The organism is Kitasatospora viridis, from assembly GCF_007829815.1.
Taxonomy (GTDB): domain Bacteria; phylum Actinomycetota; class Actinomycetes; order Streptomycetales; family Streptomycetaceae; genus Kitasatospora; species Kitasatospora viridis.
Genome location: NZ_VIWT01000002.1, coordinates 279,970 through 299,446 on the forward strand (window position 1 = coordinate 279,970; position 19,477 = coordinate 299,446).

Below are 19,477 nucleotides of genomic sequence, written 5' to 3' on the forward strand. Positions count from 1 at the left end.
GCGGTCCACCCCTCGGGGCTCATTGGCTGTTCAGGCCGTTGCGGATGCCGCGCGGGGAGGCGCCGAGGTCGCGGCGGCAGGCCTTGTTGAACGCCTGGAGGTCGGGTATGCCGACCGACGCCGCGATGGCGGGGATGGACAGGGTGGTGGCCTGCAGGAAGTGGCGGGCCCGCGCCATCCGTCGAGCGCGCAGGTAGCCGACGACGGTGTGCCCGGTGGCGGCACGGAAGAGCCTGGTCAGGTGGTTGTGCGAGACGCCCGCCGCCTTCGCGATCTCCGCCACGCTCAGCGGCTCGGCCAGGCGCGCCTCGATCATCGCCAGGGCGGCCGCCACCGCCGGATGGGTCTCGGCGGTGCCGACCGCGCGCGACGGAGCCAGCTGGGCCACCCGCCACAGCGCCGCCCAGACCTCGGCCGTGGCCCGCGCCGGCGAGTGCGGCCAGGCGGCGAGTGCGCTGCGCAACTGTGCGGTGAGCGGCACGAGTTCGGCCCCGGCGTCCTGGATCACCGGGATGCTGAGCGGCGAGCCGGCCGACCCGAGGCGCAGGTGCACGTAGAGGTGCTCGGACCGGCCCCGGTAGCGGTAGCGAACCGTGGTGCCGGGCGGCACGAGGCTGACCCGGCCCGGGCGGATCGCGTGCGCGGTGCCGTCCACCGTCAGGTCGGCCTCGTAGCCGTAGAGGTGCAGCTGCCACAGGCTCGGCAGCGAGAACACGTCCGTGCGGCTGGCGTTGCCGTGCACACCGATGCCGACGGCAGCCACGCCGGGAGGTTCGTCGAGATGGGCGAGGGCCGTGTCCATCCGCGAGTTCTATCACGCCCGCAGCGTGGTGAGAATTGACCAGTGGATGGCGAACCGGGCCCACTCGCAGGGCGGGTCGCCGCTCTAGCGTTGTCGGCATGGAGAACAAACCGATCCTGCTCAACTCGGTCCAGCTGGCCCGCTTCGTGGCGCACGGCTCGCTTCGGCTGGACGCGGTCGTGCCCGCGGAACTGAACGCCGAGGCGGTGGGGGTGCTGGCGGAGGGCGTGGCGCCGGTCGCCTACGGAACCCCGCTGTCGAAGGCCTACGCCCCGGACTCCTTCACCGCGAGGCTGCTGGCGGTTCCGCAGGTCGCGGGCGCGGTGCGCAGCCTGGTCGGCCCCGAGCCGCTGGTCGACCACCACGCCGTCCACGTCCGCGAACCCCGCGGCGGGGAGGCGCAGCCCCTGCATGCGGACGCCATCATCGACGTGCGGACCGACGCCTTCGACGTGCAACTGATGTACTACCCGCAGGCGGTGACGCTGGAGATGGGCGGCACCCTCAGCGTCCCCGGCAGCCACCTGCGCCGGACCAACGAATCGGACACCGGCCGCTACCAGAACCTGCGCGGCCAGGACCGACTGGTGTGCCCGGCCGGCACGGTGGTGTTCCTGCACCACGGCATCTGGCACGGCGGCCGCCGCAACGACAGCGACGCGGCCCGCTACATGTTCAAGATCCGCTTCAACCCGACGGTCCGCCAGCGACTCCTGTGGGACACCTCGGACCTGCACGACCCGTGCGTGCTCGCCGAGTTGGACGTCACGTTCCCTTGGTACGAGCACGCCGTCGGGCGCCTGGAGCGCTACAACCGCGCCCTGCTGTGGCGCGAACTGACCGGCGATCCCGACTTCGACCTCGACCACTGGGTGACCAGGGTCTCCAACCGCCCCCAGGAGGCGACGGCATGACCGTCGATTCACCCACGGCCACCGTGCTCCGCCAGCAGGTACTCGTGCTCTACCTGGCCACCTCCGCGCTGGACTCGGACGTGGTCGGCTGGTCGCGCTACGACGGCACCGGCCACACCTCGCCGACCACGGGCGACGGCGACGAACCGCCCTACGGCACCGGAATCGACGCGCTCCGGGACGGCTGGCGGCTGATCCAGGCCGCCCAGCTCCTCCCGCCGTACCCGGGCCACGAGTACGACGTCTCCTTCCTGAAGCACGAGTTCTTCTTCGAGCGGATCGAGACGCTCCAAGCCGATCGGTGAGCGGCTCCGGGTCCGCCTCGGCAGGGCCGCGATCGAACGGGTGAGCCAGGACACGCGATCGGGGAGACGACCTGAACTCAGCCTCTGACGGGGTGTTCAGCCGAGCCGGGACGGCGCGCTGACCGCCCGGGCGATGCGCTGCCCGACCAGGCGCTCGGCCGTGGCGAGCGGGTACCAGGCCGCGCCCGTCACCTCGGACTCCTGGAGCGGACCCACGTCCACCTTCGGGTGCGCAGTCCTGAAGGCGAATCCGAGGTCAAGGTGGTAGTGGGCAGGCTCGTCCTTCTCCGGTCGCGCCGGAACCTGGCCGTACTGGATGTACACGGGCACCGGCGATGCGGGGACCACGTCAGCGGGGTCCATCCCGGTCTCCTCCGTCAGCTCACGCAGTGCGGCGGCGACCAGCTCGGTGTCGGTGGGCTCCAGGTGGCCCCCGGGCTGCAACGTGATCCCGTACGCCAGGTGTTCGATGAGTAGGATCTCGCTGTTGTCGCGAACGAGGAGTGCGCCGACGGTCACATGCATGGGGAAGCTGCGCCGCGACGCGAAGTCCCGTCCTTCTCCGAGAAGCCGCACCGGTTCGGACAGCTGCTCGGCCTCGTTCGGGTAGCGCTCAAGGTAGGTGGCGAGGACGCTCGCGATGACCGAGTCACTGATCGCCATGGCGAGCCTCCACTCCCACACGAGAGCGAGGCTCCCCATGACCGGTCCATCTGATGTGAGCAACGAGCGCTGACACAGTCGGATCCCACAATCTGCTTGGCGTAGAGGGAAGTTCGGATTCTACAAGTTGAGCCTGGGTTGACGCGCGCCAACACGCCGTCTCGCAGTGCCTGGCGAGGCCACGGACCTCGGTATCGCTCGGGCGGGTGGCAGCCCGGGTGGCCCCGAAGAATAAATGCCGACGGCGGCAACCTTCTCGGCACCGGCGGCAACCGGGCAGTGAAACACTGGCTCGATCGACCGAAACGGATGACCATGAAGGCAACGAAGCACGCCGTCCAGCGACCGTGGCACAGGCGCGGGCCGGCCAGGGGCGTTCCCCTCGCGCTGCTGGTCGTCGGTGTTTTGGTCTGCCTGGGCGTGGCGTTGCTGGTCGGGGGCGGCGGAGGAGGGGCCAGGCCGGCCGTCGTTGCCGCGACGGCCGCCGGCGGTGCCACCTCGGGGGCGAGCGTTCCGGCCGCGACGCCGGCCGCCAGTGCGAGTGCCAGCACGAGCGCGAGTGCGTCGCCCTCCGTCGCGAGCTCGGCATCGGCCTCGGCCTCGGTCACCCCCTCACCCGCGCGCTCCGCCTCGCCCAAGTCCACAGCGGCGCCCGCGAGTCCGGCCGCGCCGCCGGCCGCCGCGGGCGGCAGTGTGGGCGCGGCCCCCGCGGCGGCGACGCTGGCCGGGCGGATCAAGCCCGGTGTCACCAACCAGGGTGTCGCCACCGCGTACGACGCGGCCGACGGCAATGGCTCGTGCCTGTTCGGCCCCACCGGCGGCGACATGATGGTCGCGGCGATGAACTACACCGACTACGAGTCGTCCAAGGCGTGCGGCGCCTACGTGTCGATCCACGCCGCGAGCGGCGCGGCGATCACGGTGCGGATCGTCAATGACTGCCCGGCGCCCTGCGCGCCCGGCCAGATCGACCTCAGCCAGCAGGCGTTCGCCAAGCTGGCCGACCTGTCGGTGGGGCGGTTGGCGATCACCTGGACGCTGTTGAGCCCGGATTCGGTGGGCCCGGTGTCGATCCGGTACAAGACCGGGTCGAGCCAGTGGTGGTGCGGCATCCAGGTGATCGGGCACCGGAATCCGCTGGCGGAGCTGGAGGTCCGCGGGGCGGGCGGCTGGCAGCAGTTGCCGCGTGCCGACTTCGACTACTTCCTCTCCACCGACGGCACCGGCTGCGGCGGCGAGCTCAGGATCACCGACATCTACGGCCAGCAGCTGACCGTCGACGGGATCACCGTGCAGCCGGACGTCGTGCAGCCGACCGGGGTGCAGTTCGCGAAGCACTGAGGCGTCCGGTTCCGTCGCCGGGCGCTGTTATGCTGCCACCCCGTTGTTAACGCACACATGTTCTTGACCTGTACTGATGAGAGGGCGACCGAGGAAGATGCTCCTCGATGACGCGTCCGCGGAGTTCAACGATTTCTTCGAACGCCACTACGCCGAACTGTCCCGTCTGGCCTACCTGTTGACCGGAGAGAGCGACGCGGCCGACGACCTCGCCGCCGATGCGCTGGTCGCCCTGTGGCAGCGCTGGGACCGGCTGCGCAGCGCCGACCACCCGGTGGCCTACGCTCGCGGGGTGGTGGCCAACATGGCGCGGGCGCGGATCCGCAGTGCGGTCCGCGAGAGGCGGCGGATCACGCTGTTCTGGACCCGTGCCCCGGAACGGACGGACGGGCCGGACGTCGCGGCCGTGCTGGACGTGCGCGCGGCGCTCGCCCGTCTGCCGTTCCGCAAGCGGGCCTGCGTGGTGCTGCGCCACGCCTTCGACCTGTCGGAGAAGGAAACCGCCGTGGCGCTCGGCATATCGGTCGGCACCGTGAAGAGCCAGACCTCGAAGGGGATGGCCGAGTTGGAAGGCGCACTCGGCGCACGAGCGGCCGGCGAACTGGTGGCAGGGAGGAGGAACCGGTGAACGATGACATCGCCCGGCGGCTGCGCGAGGCCGCCCAGGCCCATCAGCCGGACCGCGAGCGGATGTTGGCGAGGGTTCAGCGCGGCGTCACCGCCCCTGCCGTCCGCCACCGGGCGCGGCGCGGTCTGCGGTCCGGTCCCAGGGCCGCGCTCGCGGGCCTGGTCGCCGGCGGACTGTTGGCGACGGGCGGCCTCGCGGTCGCCGCCATCGTCGCGACGCACTCGTCCCCGGACACCTCCGTCGTCGCGCCGGTCAGCCCCTCGCCGTCCCCGTCCCCGGCGGAGTCGAGCGGCCCGCCCGGTACGCCGCCGTCCCGGCCCACCCCCGTGGCGCCGCCGGTGGCCACGCCGAGCAGTCCGCGTCCGAGCCCGTCGGCCGCCGTGCAGGCGCAGAACGGGCCGCTGTGGTCGGCCGGTTCGGTGGATCCGCACAGCACGGTCTACTGGTCCCAGGAGAACCTGGTCGTGAAGACCACTCAGCCGCTGACCTCGCTCACGGTGGAGTTGCGCTTCGCGCAGACCGGCGGGGTGCAGGACACCGGCGACTGGCGGACCCTGCCGACCGACGACTTCGACCTCACGGTGCAGCAGGCCGGCGGCATGCTGGTCTACCGCTGGGTGCTCAAGCCGGGCCGCACGGTGCCGGCCGCGGAGCACGAGTTCGCCGGCCAGTTCAACCACTCCACCGGGGTGCGCAGCGCCACGGGCGACACCTACCGGGTGGACGCGCAGGGGCCGGGCGGCTCGTCGTCGGTGTGGGGCGGCTTCGCGCCGGCTCACTGAGGGACGCCGAAAGGTGTGGGAAGCCCTGCGGGGCTTCCCACGCCCACATGTGACGGTGCGTCAGTCGTGCTCGACCACGATCATGGCGTGCCCGTCGAGGACGGTCGCCCGCACGTGGAGGTAGCTGCCGTCGTGCTCCCAGTCCAGTTCCCGTCCCTCGGGCTGCAGCCGCACCGAGCGCGGCGCAGCGTCCAGGCGCAGCGAGACGGGGACGTCGACCAGCGGGAAGGGGTCGTGGACCAGGTCGAGCGCGGGCGTCTCGCGGGCCGGGACGAAGCTGATCAGGTGCACCGCCGTGCCCGTGGGGGTGCGCATGACGGTGGTCTCCAGGTGGACGGGTCCGCCGGCCCGCAGGAGCGGGTTCGGGAGCAGGCGGTCCAGCGCGGCGCCGAGCAGCTGGCGGTAGGCCTCCAGGCCGTGCTCGTGGAAGGCCTCCAGCAGTGGGACGGTCACGGCGGCCGCTCCGCCGCCGACGGCGACGGCGACCTCCCCGGTGGGGTCGGCCGGCGGCGTGTAGGAGTGGCCGCAGAACTTGTCCCAGCTGCGGGGGAAGTAGGGTGCGACGACCCGGGCGAGGATCTCCGCGCCTTCCGCCGCGCGGGCGGTCAGGCGGGGGCCGTAGCTGATCACCGGGAAGTCGGCCGGGACGCCGGGCACGCCCTCGCAGGCGAGGAAGGACTCGCCGGCGGCCGCGGGCGCGAGACCTTCGACGGGCAGGTCGGGCAGGGCCGGCTCGGTGCCGTTCTTCAGCAGGGCGGGCCCGATCAGCAGCACGGCGCCACCGGCCTCGTGGTACTGCCGCAGGCGCACCGCCAGCGCGCCGTCCACCGGGGTGGACTCGGGGACCACCACGACCCGGTACCCCGTCAGGTCGGCGGTCGGCGGCAGCAGGTCGAACTGGGCGCGCAGCTGTTGCAGCGCCCGCACCGCGCCGATGCCGCTGGCGCCCGGGTTGTCGCCCAGCGCGGGGTCCACCAGCACGGCGACCTCGCTGACCACCCTGCCGCCCTCGACGAACGGCTCGCACCGCTCGATGTGTCCGTAGACCGAGCCGATGAGGTCGTACACCGCGGGCGAGAGGGCGCCGCGCGGGTGCAGCACGTCGCCCACGCCGCCGGTGAGGCCGAGGCTGAGCATCTGGCTGCACTCGTAGCGCAGCGCGGCCTTGGGCTTGAGGGCGGCGTTGTCGCCCCAGCTCTCGTGGAAGCGGCCGGTGTGGCTGAGCGTGGGCAGGCCCAACGGCCTTACGTAGCGGGCCACGTAGGGCAGGAAGGCGTAGCCCCAGCCGCCGGTCGGCAGGCCCTCGATCTCGACGTGGCGGACGAACTCGCGCTCCTCGGACAGGCCCGCCTTGGGGCGGCTGTTGAACCAGACGCCCTGGGCGGCGTCCGGCGGGAGCGCCTTCTCGACCATCGCGGAGTAGCGGGCCATGTAGCGCCGGGCGACCAGCTGCGCGTAGCGGGAGCGGTGGTCCCGGTCGGCCGGGTCGAGCCCCTCGCGGCGCATCCCGTCGACCGCCCAGCGGCTCAGGCTGGGCTGGTCCCAGCACATGTCGATGAAGATCCCGTCGACCGGGGCGAAGCGCTCCAGCACCTCGCTCAACTGGTCGGCGAAGTAGTCCGCGTAGGGGCTGGACATGTCGAGCACGTGCCAGGCCGCCTCGAAGGCGGTGTCGCTCCAGCGGGTGATCTTCAGGTTCTCGTCGTGCGCGACCCACTCGGGGTGCTCCCGGGCGGCGTACTCGTCGACCTGGAGGGAGAGGTAGATGGGCGTGCGGATCCCGACCGAGTGCAGGGCCTCGATCTGCGCGGAGAGCAGGTCGAGGTCGGGGGAGAGACCGGGGTGGCGCTCGGGCCGCTCGGTCGAGTAGTAGAGGCGGCCGTGGTGGCACTTGGCGAAGACGGTGACGCTGTCGACGTTGGCCTCGCGGAACGTGCGGGCGAACTCGGTCGGATCGAAGTCCCGGCCGACGTCGGGTATTTCGGGGGCGGTGTGGAAGTCCAGGTGGACGGTGCGTCGGGGGAAGCGCGGTGGGTTCGGCTTCGGCACGGGTGCTACTCCTCGGGGGTCTCTGGGTGGGCGGGGCTGCCTGGTCGGGCCAGGCGGGCGATGGCGGCGACCACCTGTTCGTCCGTGCCGGGGCCGGCGCAGGCGACCCGGATCCGGTCGCCGGCCAGTTCGGCGGCCATGGCGCGGGTCAGCTCCCGGGCGGCGAGCTCGACCGCCGAGTGCGGCAGGCCCTGGGTGGCGGCGACCGGGCAGGCGATGACGATCGCCGGGGCGGCCGAGCGGCGCAGGTACAGCAGCGCGGCCCGGGCCGTCCGGGCCGCTCCCAGGAGGTTGGCCTGCGGGGCGCCGGCCGGGCGGTCCGCGCCGACCCCAGTGCCGGTCCCGGCGACGTTGACCAGGAGGTCGATGCCGCCCAGCAGTTCGGCGGCCCAGGCGACGCCCGCCCGCACCGACTGGTCATCCGCGAAGTCCGTGTGGACCTTGATCAGCGGTGCGGGGAGGTCTCGTGGGTCCGGCGCCAGGAAGGCGACGCGGGCGCCGCCCGCCGCCAGCAGCCGGGCCGTCGCCAGTGCGGTGCCGGGGGCCGTCGCCGTGACGACGACGGTGCGGCCGGCGAACTCCGGCGCGCTCATGGCAGGTTCTCCGGGGTGATCATCTCGGCCACGGCTTCTCTCTCACGTCAGCCACATACATTGGATGTATGTATAGGCGGTGCGACTCCAGTGGTCCAGGGGTGGGTCGCGAAACATTTGCAAAACTACAGATCAAAGGCGTCAGTTGAGACACGGACGACATCGGGTCGCCGATGTGATCGATCATGTTGCTTCCCAGACGTAGGACCACCTGTTAGGTTGTCGCTGTGTCACTGACAGACCAGGCCATCGCCCGCATCCGCCGGCTGATCCGGGACGGGGAGCTGCTCCCCGGGGCCAAGCTTCCTCCCGAGCCGCAGCTCGCGGTCGAGCTCGGGCTCTCCCGCAACACCATGCGCGAGGCGGTCAAGGCGCTGGCCGTCGCACGGGTGCTGGAGATCCGGCGCGGTGACGGCACCTACGTGACCAGCCTGGCGCCCGGCCTGCTGCTGGAGGGCATCGGCGGCGCGGTCGAACTCCTGCAAGGGGACACCGTGCTGGAGCTCACCGAGGTGCGCAGGCTCTTCGAGCCCGCCGCCACCGGTCTGGCCGCGACCCGCGCCACCGCGCAGGACCTCGCCGAACTGGAATGGCACCTCGCCGCGATGCGAACGGCGCGGGACGACGTGGAGCTGCTCAACGAGCACGACGCCGCCTTCCACCGGGTGGTGGTCCGCGCCACCCGCAACGAGACCCTGGCCACGCTGCTGGAGCACATCTCGGGGCAGACCGTGCGGGCGAGGATCTGGCGCGGGCTCTCCGATGCGGCTGCCGCCGGCCGGACCATCGACGAACACGAGGCCATCCACCGGGCGCTGGTCGCCGGTGACGCGGAACTGGCCCGGGCAGCCGCCCTGTTGCACGTGACCAGCACCGAGCGCTGGCTGCGCGAGCACCTGGCCGAGGGTGAGTCGGACGACCACCGGACCAGCGTGCCGCCCTGCCCCTGAGGCCCCGTTCTGTTCGCCCCGCCGTAGACCGAGGAGTGATCGCGCGTGAGAATCGACGCGCACCACCACGTCTGGGACCTGACCAGACGCCCACAACCATGGCTGGATGCGCCGGAGTTGGCGGACATCCGCCGGAGTTTCGGTCCGGCCGACCTGGCACCGCTGGCGAAGGCGGCGGGCATCGGGCGCACCGTGCTGGTGCAGGTGCTGCCGGATCTCGACGAGACCAGGGAGTTCCTCGCGCTGGCCGCCGCCGAACCGCTGGTCGCCGGCGTCGTCGGCTGGGTGGACCTCACCGACCCCGGGATCGCCGACACCCTCGCCGAGCTGCGGCAGGGCCCGGGCGGCGACCTGCTGGTCGGCGTGCGGCACCTGGTCCAGGGCGAGGCCGACCCGGCCTGGCTCGCCCGCCCCGACGTCCGGCGCGGGCTGCGTGCGGTGGGCGAGGCCGGGCTCTGCTACGACCTGCTCACCCTGCCGCACCAACTCCCGGCCGCGATCGAGACGGTGCGCGCCTTGCCGGAGCAGCGCTTCGTCCTCGACCACCTCTCCAAGCCGCCGATCGCACGCGGCGAGCAGGACCCCTGGGCCGAGCTGCTGCGCGAGCTGGCGCGCGAGCCCACCGTGTCCTGCAAGCTCTCCGGCCTGGTGACGGAAGCCGACCGGGACCACTGGACCCTCGCCGACCTGCGCCCGTACGCCGAGGTCGCGCTGGACGCCTTCGGGCCCGAGCGGATCATGTTCGGCTCCGACTGGCCGGTCTGCCTGCTGGCCGCATCGTACGGACAAGTCGTCAGCACCGCACAGGACTTGACGGGGCGCCTGGCGCCGCACGAGCGCGCCCAGGTGTTCGCCGGCACGGCGGCCCGGGTCTACGGGCTGACCGTACCTTCCCGGGAGGCAGTGCTTTCTCAGGAGGATGGAGCGTGAAGGTCCGACTCGCCTACGGCACGACCGGCCTCGACATCGAGGTCGACCCCGCGGTCACCACCGTGGTGGAGCCGCTGCACCACCCCGGCGCCGCCGACGAGACGGCCGTGCTCCGCGCGGCGCTGCGTCGACCGGTCGCGGGACCGCCGCTGCGCGGGCGGGTCAAGCCGGGCCAGACGGTGGCCATCTCGGCCTGCGACGGCACCCGCCCGCAGCCGCGCCACCTGATGATCCCGGCCGTCCTGGCCGAACTCGACGGCATCGTCCGGCCCGAGGACGTGGTGATCCTGGTCGCCACCGGCACCCACCGGGGCAACGACCCGGACGAGCTGCGCCGGATGTTCGGCGACGAGGTGGTCGACCGGATCAGGATCGTCAACCACGACGCCCGCGACGCCGCGCAGCTGCGCTGGATGGGCCGGTACGGCGACGACGTGCCGGTCTGGCTCAACCGCGAGTGGGTCGACGCCGACGTCCGGATCACCACCGGCTTCGTCGAGCCGCACTTCTTCGCCGGCTTCTCCGGCGGCCCCAAGCTGGTCGCGCCCGGCCTGGCCGGGCTGGAGACGGTGCTGGTGCTGCACGATGCGAAGCGCATCGGCGATCCGCGGGCGACCTGGGGGAGCGTCTTCGGCAACCCCGTCCACGACGACGTGCGCGCCATCGCCGAGGGCACGGGCGTCGACTTCGCGCTGGACGTCGTGCTCAACCGCGACCAGCGCATCGTCGAGGCCTTCGGCGGCGACCTGCTGCCCATGCACGCCGCCGCCACGGCCGCCGCCCGCCGGCTGGCGATGCGGCCGGTGGACCACCTGTACGACGTGGTGGTCACCACGAACGCCGGCCACCCGCTGGACCAGAACCTCTACCAGTCGGTCAAGGGCATGTCGGCCGCCCATACGGTGGTGCGGCCGGGCGGTCTGATCGTCTGCGCGGCCGAGTGCCGCGACGGCTTCCCGGACCACGGCTCGTACCGCGAGGTGCTCGCCTCCGCCGCCTCCCCGCAGGCCCTGCTCGCCGAGATCGGGGCCAGGCAGCGGACCGTGCCCGACCAGTGGCAGGTGCAGGTCCAGGCGCGGATCCAGTCCTCCTGCCGGGTGGTGATGCACACCTCCCACCTCAGCGATGCCGAGCTGGCGACCGCGCACCTGGAGCAGACCGCCGACATCTCGGCGACCGTGGCCGAGGCACTCGCCGCTGCCGGCCCGGACGCCCGGCTGTGCGTGCTGCCGGAGGGGCCGATGACCATCCCCTACCTGCGCCACGGCGAGGATGCAGCGATATGACGCAGCGTCAGATCCTGGTCTGCCTGGACAAGTTCCGCGGATCGGCCAGCGCCGTGCAGGCCTGCCGTTGGCTCGCCGAGGGCATCCGGCAGGCGGCGCCCGGACTGCGGGTGCGCGAGGCGCCGGTCGCCGACGGCGGCGAGGGCACGGTGGCGGCGTTCCGCGCGGCCGGCTACCGCACCGTGCCGGTCCCGGTCAGCGGCCCGACGGGTGAGCCGGTCACGGCCGAGCTGGCCGTGCTCGGCACCCGCGCCGTCGTCGAGCTGGCCCAGGCCAGCGGGCTGCACCTGCTGCCCGCTGGCCGGGCCGAACCGCTCGCTGCCACCACCTACGGGACCGGCGAACTGCTGCGCGCCGCTTTGGACATGGGCTGCCGTGAGATCGTCCTGGCGGTCGGCGGCAGCGCGACCACCGACGGCGGGGCCGGCGTGCTGCGCGCCCTCGGCGCCCGCCTGCTGGACGCCCGGGGCGGCGAACTCCCGCCCCGTGGCGCAGCCTTGGCCGACCTGGAGACGGTCGACCTGACCGGCCTCGACCCCCGGCTCCGGGACACCCGGCTGGTGCTCGCCTCCGACGTCGACAACCCGCTGCTCGGTCCCGACGGCGCCGCCGTCGTCTTCGCGCCCCAGAAAGGGGCCGACGCCGAGCAGGTCGCCGTGCTGGAGGCCGGGCTGAGCCGGCTCGCCCGGGTGCTGGCCCGGCAGACCGGAACCGACCTGTCCGGCCGGCCCGGGGCCGGGGCGGCCGGCGGGGCCGGGTTCGCCGCCCTGGTGCTGGGCGCCCGCCGGGAGGCGGGTGTGGCGGTGCTGCTGGCCGAGCTCGGCCTGGACACCGCCCTGGCCGAGGCCGCGCTCGTGGTGGTGGGCGAGGGCTGCCTGGACGCCCAGAGCCTGCGCGGCAAGGCCCCGATCGGCGTCGCCGAGCTGGCCCGCCGCGCCGGCGTCCCGGTCGCCGCCGTGGCCGGCCGCCTGGAGGTCCCGCTCGCCGAACTGGCCCGCCACGGCATCGACTCCGCGCACTCGCTCACCGAGCGCGCCGGAAGCGAGCGGATCGCGATGGCCGAGACCCGCCGCCTGCTCCACGAGACCGGCGCCGAACTGGCCCACCGGTTCGGCTGACCACAGCACCGCACAGCAAGGACTGATCTCATGCACCCCACCCGCGTCCACGACCTCGACTTCGCCCAGCTGGACATCGGTCGCGAGCAGCGCCAGGGGCTGCCCGAGGTGGTCTACGGCCCCGGCAAGACGACCGATCAGATCCGGGCGATCGTGGGCGAGTTGCTGCGCCACAACGAGGGCCCGGTGCTCGTCACCCGGGTCGACGCGCAGACCGCCGCCGAGGTCCTGGCCCACGTGCCGGGCGGTGCGTACGACGCGCTGGCCGGCCTGCTGGTCTGGCGCCCGGCCGCGACGGACGGCTTCACGCTGACCGTCGTCTCGGCCGGCACCTCCGACCTGCCGGTGGCCGCCGAGGCCGCCGCCGTGGCCACGGCCGTGGGCCTGGCCGTCAGCACCGTGCAGGATGTGGGAGTCGCGGGCCTGCACCGCGTGCTGCGGGTCCAGGAGCGGCTGCGGGAGAGCGACGCGGTGGTCGTGGTCGCCGGGATGGAGGGCGCGCTGGCCAGCGTGGTGGGCGGGCTGGTCGGCTGCCCGGTGATCGCCGTCCCCGTCTCGACCGGCTACGGCGCGTCGTTCGCCGGGGTGACCGCCCTGCTGGCCATGCACGCCTCCTGCGCCGCCGGCGTCACCGTCGTCAACATCGACTCCGGGTTCGGCGCCGCGATGGCCGCCCACCGGCTCGCCTGGGCGGGGAGGCGGCGCGCGTGATCTGCTGGCTCAACCCGTTCACCGGCCTGGCCGGCGACATGCTGCTGGGCGCGCTGCTCGACGCCGGGGCACCGCTGGAGCGGGTGCGGGAGTCGATCGCCGCGACCGGGCTGACCGGCTGGGAGCTGGAGGCCGTCCGGGTGACCTCGCACGGCCTCACGGCGACCAGCGCGCGGGTGCGGGTGACCGACCACGCCACCGAGCGGCGGGCCGCCGAACTCATCGAGCTGGCCGCCGCCGCGCGCCCCGAGCCGGTGGCCGTACTGGGCGTTGCGGCGCTCACCGCGATCGCCCGGGCCGAGGGCCGCCTGCACGGCGCCGACCCGGCCGACGTCCACCTGCACGAACTCGGCGGCCACGACGCCCTGGTGGACATCGTCGGAGTCGCCGCCGCGCTGCACGCGCTCGACGTCACGGAGCTGTACTGCGCCCCGCTGCCACTCGGCGTCGGCCGGGTCCGCTCCGCCCACGGCGTGCTGCCCTGCCCGGCCCCGGCCACCATGGCCCTGCTCGCCGGCGCCGCCGTGACCGGCAGCGACCTGCCCGGCGAGACCGTCACCCCGACCGGCGCCGCCCTGCTGCGCGCGGCCGGGGCGCGGTACGGACCGCCGCCGCCGATGGTGCCGGTGGCGACCGGCTACGGCGTCGGCACCAGGCTCCTGACGGACCGTCCCAACGTCGTGGCCGTCACGCTGGGCCGCCCGCTCGGGGTCCCACCGCTGGACCCGGCGGTCGAGGACGTGGTGACCCTGGAGACCAACCTCGACGACGTCACCGGCGAGGCGCTGGCCCACACCATCACGCGGGCGCTCGCCGAGGGCGCGCTGGACGCCTGGACGACCCCGGCCGTGATGAAGAAGGGCCGGCCGGCGCAGGTGCTGCACCTGCTCGCCCGGCCGGCCGACGCCGAGCGGCTGCGGCAGCTGCTGCTCGCCGAGACCGGCACGCTCGGGGTCCGGCAGACCGCGCAGACCCGGGTCGCGGCGCCGCGCCGGATGAGCACCGTCGAGGTCGACGGCCTGCCGATCCGGGTCAAGCAGGGGCCGTTCGGCAGCAAGGCGGAGCACGACGACGTCGCGGCCGCCGCCGCGAGCCTGGGCCTGCCGCTGCGCACGGTCGCCGACCGGGCCCGGCGACTGGCCGAGGCGGAGCAGACGAGGGAGGGCAATACACGATGAACAGCCGATCCGACGATGTCCAGGCCGTGCAGGAGAAGGCGGCGGCGCTGCTGGCGACCGTGCGCGAGACGGGGCCGTTCGCGGTCGCCTACTCCGGCGGCGCCGACTCCGCGCTGGTGCTCGCCGCAGGCGTCCGGGCGCTGGGAGCGGGCGCCGTGCTCGCCGTGACGGCGGACTCGGCGAGCCTGGCCGCCGGCGAGCTGGCCGCCGCCCGGGCCCTGGCCGACTCCCTCGGCGTGGCCCACCTGGCCCACCGGACCAACGAGTTGGACAGCCCCGGGTACCAGGCCAACGGCCCGGACCGGTGCTACTTCTGCAAGTCCGAAGTCCTCGACGGCATCAGTGCGGTGGCCCGCGAGCACGGCTTCGACCAGGTCGCCACCGGCACCAACGCCGACGACGCCGCCGACCCGTTCCGGCCCGGCATCCGGGCCGGGCGCGAGCGCGGCATCCGCACCCCGCTGCTCGACACCGGCCTCACCAAGGCCGGCGTCCGGGCCGTCAGCCGGCTCTGGTCGCTGCCCACCTGGGACAAGCCCGCCACCCCCTGCCTGGCCAGCCGGATCCGCTACGGCATCCCGGTCACCAGCCACCGGCTGAGCCGGGTCGACCGGGCCGAGACGGCGGTCCGCGAGCTGCTCGACCGGGCCGGGCTGCGCACCGCGCAGCTGCGGGTGCGCGACCTCGGCGACACCGTCCGGGTCGAGCTCGACGGCGAGGTCGCGAGTGAGGCGGCCGGGCTCGCCTCGCTGGCGCAGGCCGTCGCCGCCGCCGGCTTCGGTGAACTGCCGCTCACCGTCGACTCCTTCGCCTCCGGCCGGCTCAACCACGAAAGCGGGGCTGCGGCGACCCGCAGCCACCTGACCCCCTGACGATCGGAACGAGACTGTGCTGACGGATCATCAGCAGACCCCCACCGAGCAGCTCTGGTACCGGCGCCCCGCCGAGGACCTGCTGCAGGCGCTGCCGCTCGGGAACGGGCGGCTCGGCGCGCTGGCCCACGGCGGTGTGCACGCCGAGCGGATCGAGCTCAACGCGGACACGCTCTGGTCCGGCGGGCCCGGCCCGCGCGACCGGGCGGGTGGCGCAGCCCACCTGCCCGCCCTGCGGGCGGCGGTGCTCGACGACCGCGACTACGCCCGCGCCGAGGCGATCGCCCTGGAGCACTTCCAAGGGCCCGATACCGAGGCCTACCAGCCCCTGGGCGCCCTGCTGCTGACCTTCCCGGGCGTCGAGCAGGACCAGGCGGACGACTACCGGCGGGCGCTGGACCTGGACCGGGCCGTGCACACCGTCTCGTTTACCGCAGGCGGCGTCCGCCACCTGCGGGAGAGCTTCGTCTCGGCCCCGGCGGGCGTGCTGGCCGTGCGCCTGACCGCCGACACCCCCGGGGCGCTCTCCTTCCGGGTCGGCTTCACGACACCCCATCAGGGTGCGTGCACGACGGCGGACGCCGAGCACGGCCTGGCGATCCACGGTCGCGCGCCGGTGCGGCTCCCGTCCGGGCCGGACGAGTCCGCCGTCTACCAGGCCGACGAGGGCACCGGTTTCGCGGCCGCGCTGCGCGTGCGCACCGTGAACGGCCGGGTCGCCGTGGCCGAGGAGGGGATCGAGGTCACCGGTGCCGACGAGGCGGTGCTGCTGATCGCCGTCGGCACCGGGTTCCGGGGCTGGCAGCAGCGGCCCGAGGGAGCGGAGACCGCGCTCGCCGAGGCCCGGCGGTGGCTGGAGCAGGCCGAGGGCAAGGACTACGACGAGCTGCTCGCCGATCATGTGACGGACCACCAGCGCCTCTTCGGCGCGGCCGGCCTGCGGCTGCACGGCGCCGAGCAGGCGGCGGAGCAGCCGACCGACGAGCGCCTCGCCGCCGCCAACGCGGGCGGGGACGACCCCGGGCTCGCGGCCCTGCTCTTCGCCTACGGCCGCTACCTGCTGATCGCCTCCTCGCGGCCCGGCACCCAGCCCGCCAACCTCCAGGGCATCTGGAACACCTTCGTCACCCCGCCCTGGAACTGCGACTGGACCTCCAACATCAACCTCCAGATGAACTACTGGCTCGCCGAGAGCACCGGTCTCGCGCAGTGCCACGAGCCCCTCTTCGACCTCGTTACCGACCTCGCCGAGGCCGGGCAGGGCACGGCGCGGGCCTACTACGACGCGCCGGGCTGGACCTGCCACCACAACGTCGACATCTGGCGCGCCACCAACCCGGTGCTGGGGAAGCCGATGTGGTTCGCCTGGCCGATGGCCGGCCCCTGGCTGGCCGCCCACCTGTGGGACCACCATCTCTTCCACGGCGACCGCGCCTTCCTCGCCGACCGCGCCTACCCGGTGATGCGCGAGGCCGCCCGGTTCCTCACCCACCTGTTGGTCGAGGATGCCGACGGCACGCTGCTCACCTGCCCGTCCACCTCGCCCGAGCACCAGTTCCGGCTCGCCGACGGCAGCATGGCCGCCGTCTCCGCCGGCTCCACCATGGACTACTGGCTCACCGCCGAGCTGTTCGACACCACCGTCGCCGCCGCCCGCGAACTCGACGTGGACCACGAGTTCGCGGCCGAGCTGACCGGGCTCCGGGCCCGGCTGCGTCCACCGGCGATGGGCACCGACGGGCGCCTGCTGGAGTGGTGGGAGGACCTCCCGGACGAGGACCCCGGCCACCGGCACCTCTCCCACCTGTACGGCCTCTACCCGGGCAGCGCCATCGACCCGCTGGGCGACACGACGCTGCTCGACCCGGCCCGCCTCGCCCTGGACCGCCGGCTGGAGCACGGCGGCGGCGGTACCGGCTGGAGCCTGGCCTGGGTCGCCGCCCTGGCCGCACGCCTGGGCGACGGCGCGCTCGCCGGGCACGCCGTCGAGCGCCTGCTCGCCACCTCGATCGCGCCCAACCTCTTCGACCTGCACCCGCCGCAGCTCTTCCAGATCGACGGCAACTTCGGCATCACCGCCGCGATCGCCGAGATGCTGCTGCAGAGCCACAACGGCGTGCTGCGCCTGCTGCCCGCGCTGCCGCCGTCCTGGCCGGACGGCGAGGTCCACGGGCTGCGCGCGCGGGGCGGCGTCACGGTTGATCTGATGTGGCGTCAGGGACGGCTGGTCACGGTTGAGTTGCGGGCGAAGCGCACGGGTGTGGTCGAGCTATGCCTGCCGGAGGGCGTGCTGGTGGCCGAGCACGTCCCGGGTGACGACGGCCGGTACCGGATCCAGGTGGCGGCCGGCGAGCGCTACCGGCTCGCCATCACGTCTTCGGTTGAGGCGATCTGACTGATGGTCACCTGGGCGGGGTGCCGGACGAGTTCCTCGTCCGGCACCCCGCCTTCGGCGTACCCGCTAGCGCGCCAGGGCGGGCTGGGGGGAGCGGCGCAGCACCCGGTCGAGGGCGAGGCTGCCCGGGCCGGTGACCGCGATGGCCAGGAATATCCAGCAGAACAGCACCGACAGCTCACCGCCGTTCTGGATCGGCCACAGGGAGACCTCCTGGTGGACCGTGAAGTAGGCGTAGGCCATCGAGCCGGAGCAGAGCAGGGCCGCGGGCCTGGTGCCCAGGCCCAGCAGCACCAGGACGCCGCCGACCAGCTGGATCAGCGCGGCCCACCAGCCCGGCCACTGGCCGACCGGCACCGGACCGCCGTGGGCACCGCCGAGCACGTCGAACAGGGTGGCCGCGCCGTGGCAGCTGAAGAGCAGGGCGGCCACCATGCGCAGGCCGGCGGTCGCGTGCGGCGTGGCCCGCTCGGCGAGCTCCTCGGTGGCGGTGGTGAAGGACATCGCAGCTCCATGTGGTCGGGGAGTTGTGGTGAGTGGCGCCGATGGCGGCACCAGGCGGTACGCACCGGCTGGCATGTCCGTTCAACGGATCGCCCGACTTTCTTCGGCGATGTTCACGCTCACACCGCGACGGGGGCGGATGCCGGGGATGCCAGGATGGTGACGCCACCTGGCCACTTCTCTCCTGGAGCCGACCCTGAACACGTTCGTCGCCGAGGCCTTGTCGGTCACCCTGCTGGTGGTGGTGCTGGTCTGCGCCGTCGTGCGGCCGTGGGGGTGGCCGGAGGCAGTGGTCGCCGTCCCGGCCGCCGCCCTGGTGGTCGCCACCGGTGCCATCTCGCCGGCCCACGCCGCGGCCGAGGCCGCGCGGCTCGGCCCGGTGATCGGCTTCCTCGCCGCCGTGCTGGTGCTCGCCGAGCTCTGCGACGGCGAGGGCCTCTTCCACGCCTGCGGGGCCTGGATGGCCCGGAGCGCTGTGGGGCGGCCGCGCCGGCTGCTGGTGCAGGTGTTCGCGGTCGCCTCGGTGATCACGGCGGTGCTCAGCCTGGACGCCACGGTGGTGCTGCTCACGCCGGTGGTCTTCGCGACCGCCGCCCGGCTCGGGGCCCGGCCGAAGCCGCACCTGTACGCCTGCACCCACCTGTCGAACACCGCGTCACTCCTGTTGCCGGTCTCCAACCTGACGAACCTGCTGGCCTTCGCGGCCAGCGGGCTCGGCTTCACCCGGTTCGCGGCGCTGATGGCCCTGCCGTGGCTGGTGGCCATCGGGGTCGAGTACGTGGTGCTGCGGCGGTTCTTCGCGGCCGACCTGGACGCGGGCGCGCAGGCGCCGGCGAGCGGACCGGCACCCGAGATGCCGCTGTTCGCCCTGCTCACCGTCGCCGGCACGCTGGCGGGCTTCGTGCTCGCCTCGGCGATCGGGATCGACCCGGCCTGGGCCGCGCTGGCCGGTGCCCTGACGCTCGCGGTGCGGGCCCTGGCCCGCCGCCGCACCACCGTGACCGCCATCGGGCGGGCCGCCGCCGTGCCGTTCCTCGCCTTCGTGCTGGCGCTCGGGATCGTGGTGCGCGCGGTGGTCGACAACGGGCTCGCCTCCGGGCTCGCGCACCTCGTGCCGCACGGCACCGCGCTGCCGGCGCTGCTGGGCACCGCGGCCCTGGCGGCCGTCCTGGCGAACGTGATCAACAACCTGCCCGCCACCCTCGTGCTGCTGCCGCTCGCCGCCCCCGCCGGGCCCGGCGCGGTGCTCGCGGTGCTGCTGGGCGTCAACATCGGCCCCAACCTGACCTACGCCGGTTCCCTGGCCACCCTGCTCTGGCGGCGGATCGTGCGCGAGCACGACACCGACGTCCCGCTCGGCGAGTTCACCCGGCTCGGACTGCTCGTCGTGCCACCGGCGTTGCTGCTGGCTGTGGTAGCACTGTGGGGATCGCTGCGGATCGTCGGAGGGTGAGAG

General features: G+C 73.7%; 19 protein-coding genes. 14 read left to right on the forward strand and 5 right to left on the reverse strand.

Annotated features, from left to right (window positions below):
* Positions 1 to 19: 19 nt before the first annotated feature.
* On the reverse strand, positions 20 to 802 hold the full coding sequence (locus FHX73_RS28500; protein WP_145908762.1) for a helix-turn-helix domain-containing protein: 783 nt from the start codon (positions 800 to 802) through the stop codon (positions 20 to 22).
* A 98-nt stretch (positions 803 to 900) separates the two neighbouring features.
* Here FHX73_RS28500 and FHX73_RS28505 point away from each other — a divergent pair, with 98 nt between their 5' ends.
* Together FHX73_RS28505 and FHX73_RS28510 are read left to right on the forward strand one after the other, a co-directional pair.
* Positions 901 to 1,716 (forward strand): phytanoyl-CoA dioxygenase family protein, encoded by an 816-nt coding sequence (locus tag FHX73_RS28505; protein ID WP_211786358.1) that lies wholly within the window; start codon positions 901 to 903, stop codon positions 1,714 to 1,716.
* Complete coding sequence (locus tag FHX73_RS28510; RefSeq protein ID WP_145908763.1) at positions 1,713 to 2,021, forward strand: hypothetical protein; 309 nt, start codon at positions 1,713 to 1,715, stop codon at positions 2,019 to 2,021. The genes FHX73_RS28505 and FHX73_RS28510 overlap by 4 nt, the downstream gene beginning before the upstream one ends.
* 96 nt (positions 2,022 to 2,117) lie before the next feature.
* On the opposite strand, the gene FHX73_RS28515 is transcribed toward FHX73_RS28510, so the two are convergent.
* Positions 2,118 to 2,684, reverse strand: coding sequence for an NUDIX hydrolase (locus FHX73_RS28515; protein ID WP_145908764.1), 567 nt, complete (start codon positions 2,682 to 2,684; stop codon positions 2,118 to 2,120).
* Positions 2,685 to 3,377: 693 nt separating this feature from the next.
* On the opposite strand from FHX73_RS28515, the gene FHX73_RS47530 reads away from it, so the two are divergent.
* The 3 genes from FHX73_RS47530 to FHX73_RS28530 all read left to right on the forward strand — a co-directional run bounded on the left by FHX73_RS47530 (position 3,378) and on the right by FHX73_RS28530 (position 5,435).
* A complete protein-coding gene (locus tag FHX73_RS47530) occupies positions 3,378 to 4,025 on the forward strand; it encodes an expansin EXLX1 family cellulose-binding protein (RefSeq protein ID WP_342795332.1) in 648 nt (215 codons plus the stop codon).
* Between the two features lie 97 nt (positions 4,026 to 4,122).
* Positions 4,123 to 4,653 (forward strand): SigE family RNA polymerase sigma factor, encoded by a 531-nt coding sequence (locus FHX73_RS28525; protein ID WP_145908765.1) that lies wholly within the window; start codon positions 4,123 to 4,125, stop codon positions 4,651 to 4,653.
* Positions 4,650 to 5,435: a hypothetical protein gene (locus tag FHX73_RS28530; protein WP_145908766.1), complete on the forward strand. Its 786-nt coding sequence runs from the start codon at positions 4,650 to 4,652 to the stop codon at positions 5,433 to 5,435. Before FHX73_RS28525 ends, FHX73_RS28530 begins: the two co-directional genes overlap by 4 nt.
* A 60-nt stretch (positions 5,436 to 5,495) precedes the next feature.
* Here the strand turns inward: FHX73_RS28530 and FHX73_RS28535 are convergent, their stop codons facing one another.
* Both FHX73_RS28535 and FHX73_RS28540 read right to left on the reverse strand, forming a co-directional pair.
* Complete coding sequence (locus FHX73_RS28535) at positions 5,496 to 7,484, reverse strand: alpha-L-fucosidase (RefSeq protein WP_145908767.1); 1,989 nt, start codon at positions 7,482 to 7,484, stop codon at positions 5,496 to 5,498.
* A gap of 5 nt (positions 7,485 to 7,489) precedes the next feature.
* Positions 7,490 to 8,077, reverse strand: coding sequence for an SDR family NAD(P)-dependent oxidoreductase (locus tag FHX73_RS28540; protein WP_145908768.1), 588 nt, complete (start codon positions 8,075 to 8,077; stop codon positions 7,490 to 7,492).
* A 227-nt stretch (positions 8,078 to 8,304) separates the two neighbouring features.
* Here FHX73_RS28540 and FHX73_RS28545 point away from each other — a divergent pair, with 227 nt between their 5' ends.
* From FHX73_RS28545 to FHX73_RS28580, 8 genes are read left to right on the forward strand one after another with little or no spacing between them, the layout of a single operon-like run.
* Complete coding sequence (locus tag FHX73_RS28545; RefSeq protein WP_145908769.1) at positions 8,305 to 9,027, forward strand: FadR/GntR family transcriptional regulator; 723 nt, start codon at positions 8,305 to 8,307, stop codon at positions 9,025 to 9,027.
* A gap of 45 nt (positions 9,028 to 9,072) precedes the next feature.
* Complete coding sequence (locus tag FHX73_RS28550; protein ID WP_145908770.1) at positions 9,073 to 9,957, forward strand: amidohydrolase family protein; 885 nt, start codon at positions 9,073 to 9,075, stop codon at positions 9,955 to 9,957.
* Entirely contained in the window at positions 9,954 to 11,243 is a 1,290-nt protein-coding gene (gene larA, locus FHX73_RS28555) for a nickel-dependent lactate racemase (protein ID WP_145908771.1), read from the forward strand. The genes FHX73_RS28550 and larA overlap by 4 nt, the downstream gene beginning before the upstream one ends.
* A complete protein-coding gene (locus FHX73_RS28560; RefSeq protein WP_145908772.1) occupies positions 11,240 to 12,361 on the forward strand; it encodes a glycerate kinase in 1,122 nt (373 codons plus the stop codon). Before larA ends, FHX73_RS28560 begins: the two co-directional genes overlap by 4 nt.
* 30 nt (positions 12,362 to 12,391) lie before the next feature.
* Positions 12,392 to 13,072: a nickel pincer cofactor biosynthesis protein LarB gene (larB, locus tag FHX73_RS28565; protein WP_145908773.1), complete on the forward strand. Its 681-nt coding sequence runs from the start codon at positions 12,392 to 12,394 to the stop codon at positions 13,070 to 13,072.
* Positions 13,069 to 14,250, forward strand: a complete 1,182-nt coding sequence (larC, locus tag FHX73_RS28570; RefSeq protein ID WP_145908774.1) for a nickel pincer cofactor biosynthesis protein LarC — start codon at positions 13,069 to 13,071, stop codon at positions 14,248 to 14,250. The genes larB and larC overlap by 4 nt, the downstream gene beginning before the upstream one ends.
* Entirely contained in the window at positions 14,247 to 15,122 is an 876-nt protein-coding gene (larE, locus tag FHX73_RS28575; RefSeq protein ID WP_145908775.1) for an ATP-dependent sacrificial sulfur transferase LarE, read from the forward strand. Before larC ends, larE begins: the two co-directional genes overlap by 4 nt.
* Before the next feature lie 16 nt (positions 15,123 to 15,138).
* Complete coding sequence (locus FHX73_RS28580; RefSeq protein WP_246213931.1) at positions 15,139 to 17,517, forward strand: glycoside hydrolase family 95 protein; 2,379 nt, start codon at positions 15,139 to 15,141, stop codon at positions 17,515 to 17,517.
* Positions 17,518 to 17,583: 66 nt separating this feature from the next.
* Here the strand turns inward: FHX73_RS28580 and FHX73_RS28585 are convergent, their stop codons facing one another.
* On the reverse strand, positions 17,584 to 18,021 hold the full coding sequence (locus FHX73_RS28585) for a DoxX family protein (RefSeq protein ID WP_145908776.1): 438 nt from the start codon (positions 18,019 to 18,021) through the stop codon (positions 17,584 to 17,586).
* 196 nt (positions 18,022 to 18,217) lie between these two features.
* Between FHX73_RS28585 and FHX73_RS28590 the strand changes: the two genes are divergently transcribed.
* Positions 18,218 to 19,474 carry an SLC13 family permease gene (locus tag FHX73_RS28590; protein ID WP_145908777.1) on the forward strand — a complete coding sequence of 419 codons (1,257 nt, stop codon included), beginning with the start codon at positions 18,218 to 18,220 and terminating at the stop codon, positions 19,472 to 19,474.
* The last annotated feature ends 3 nt before the right edge of the window (positions 19,475 to 19,477 follow it).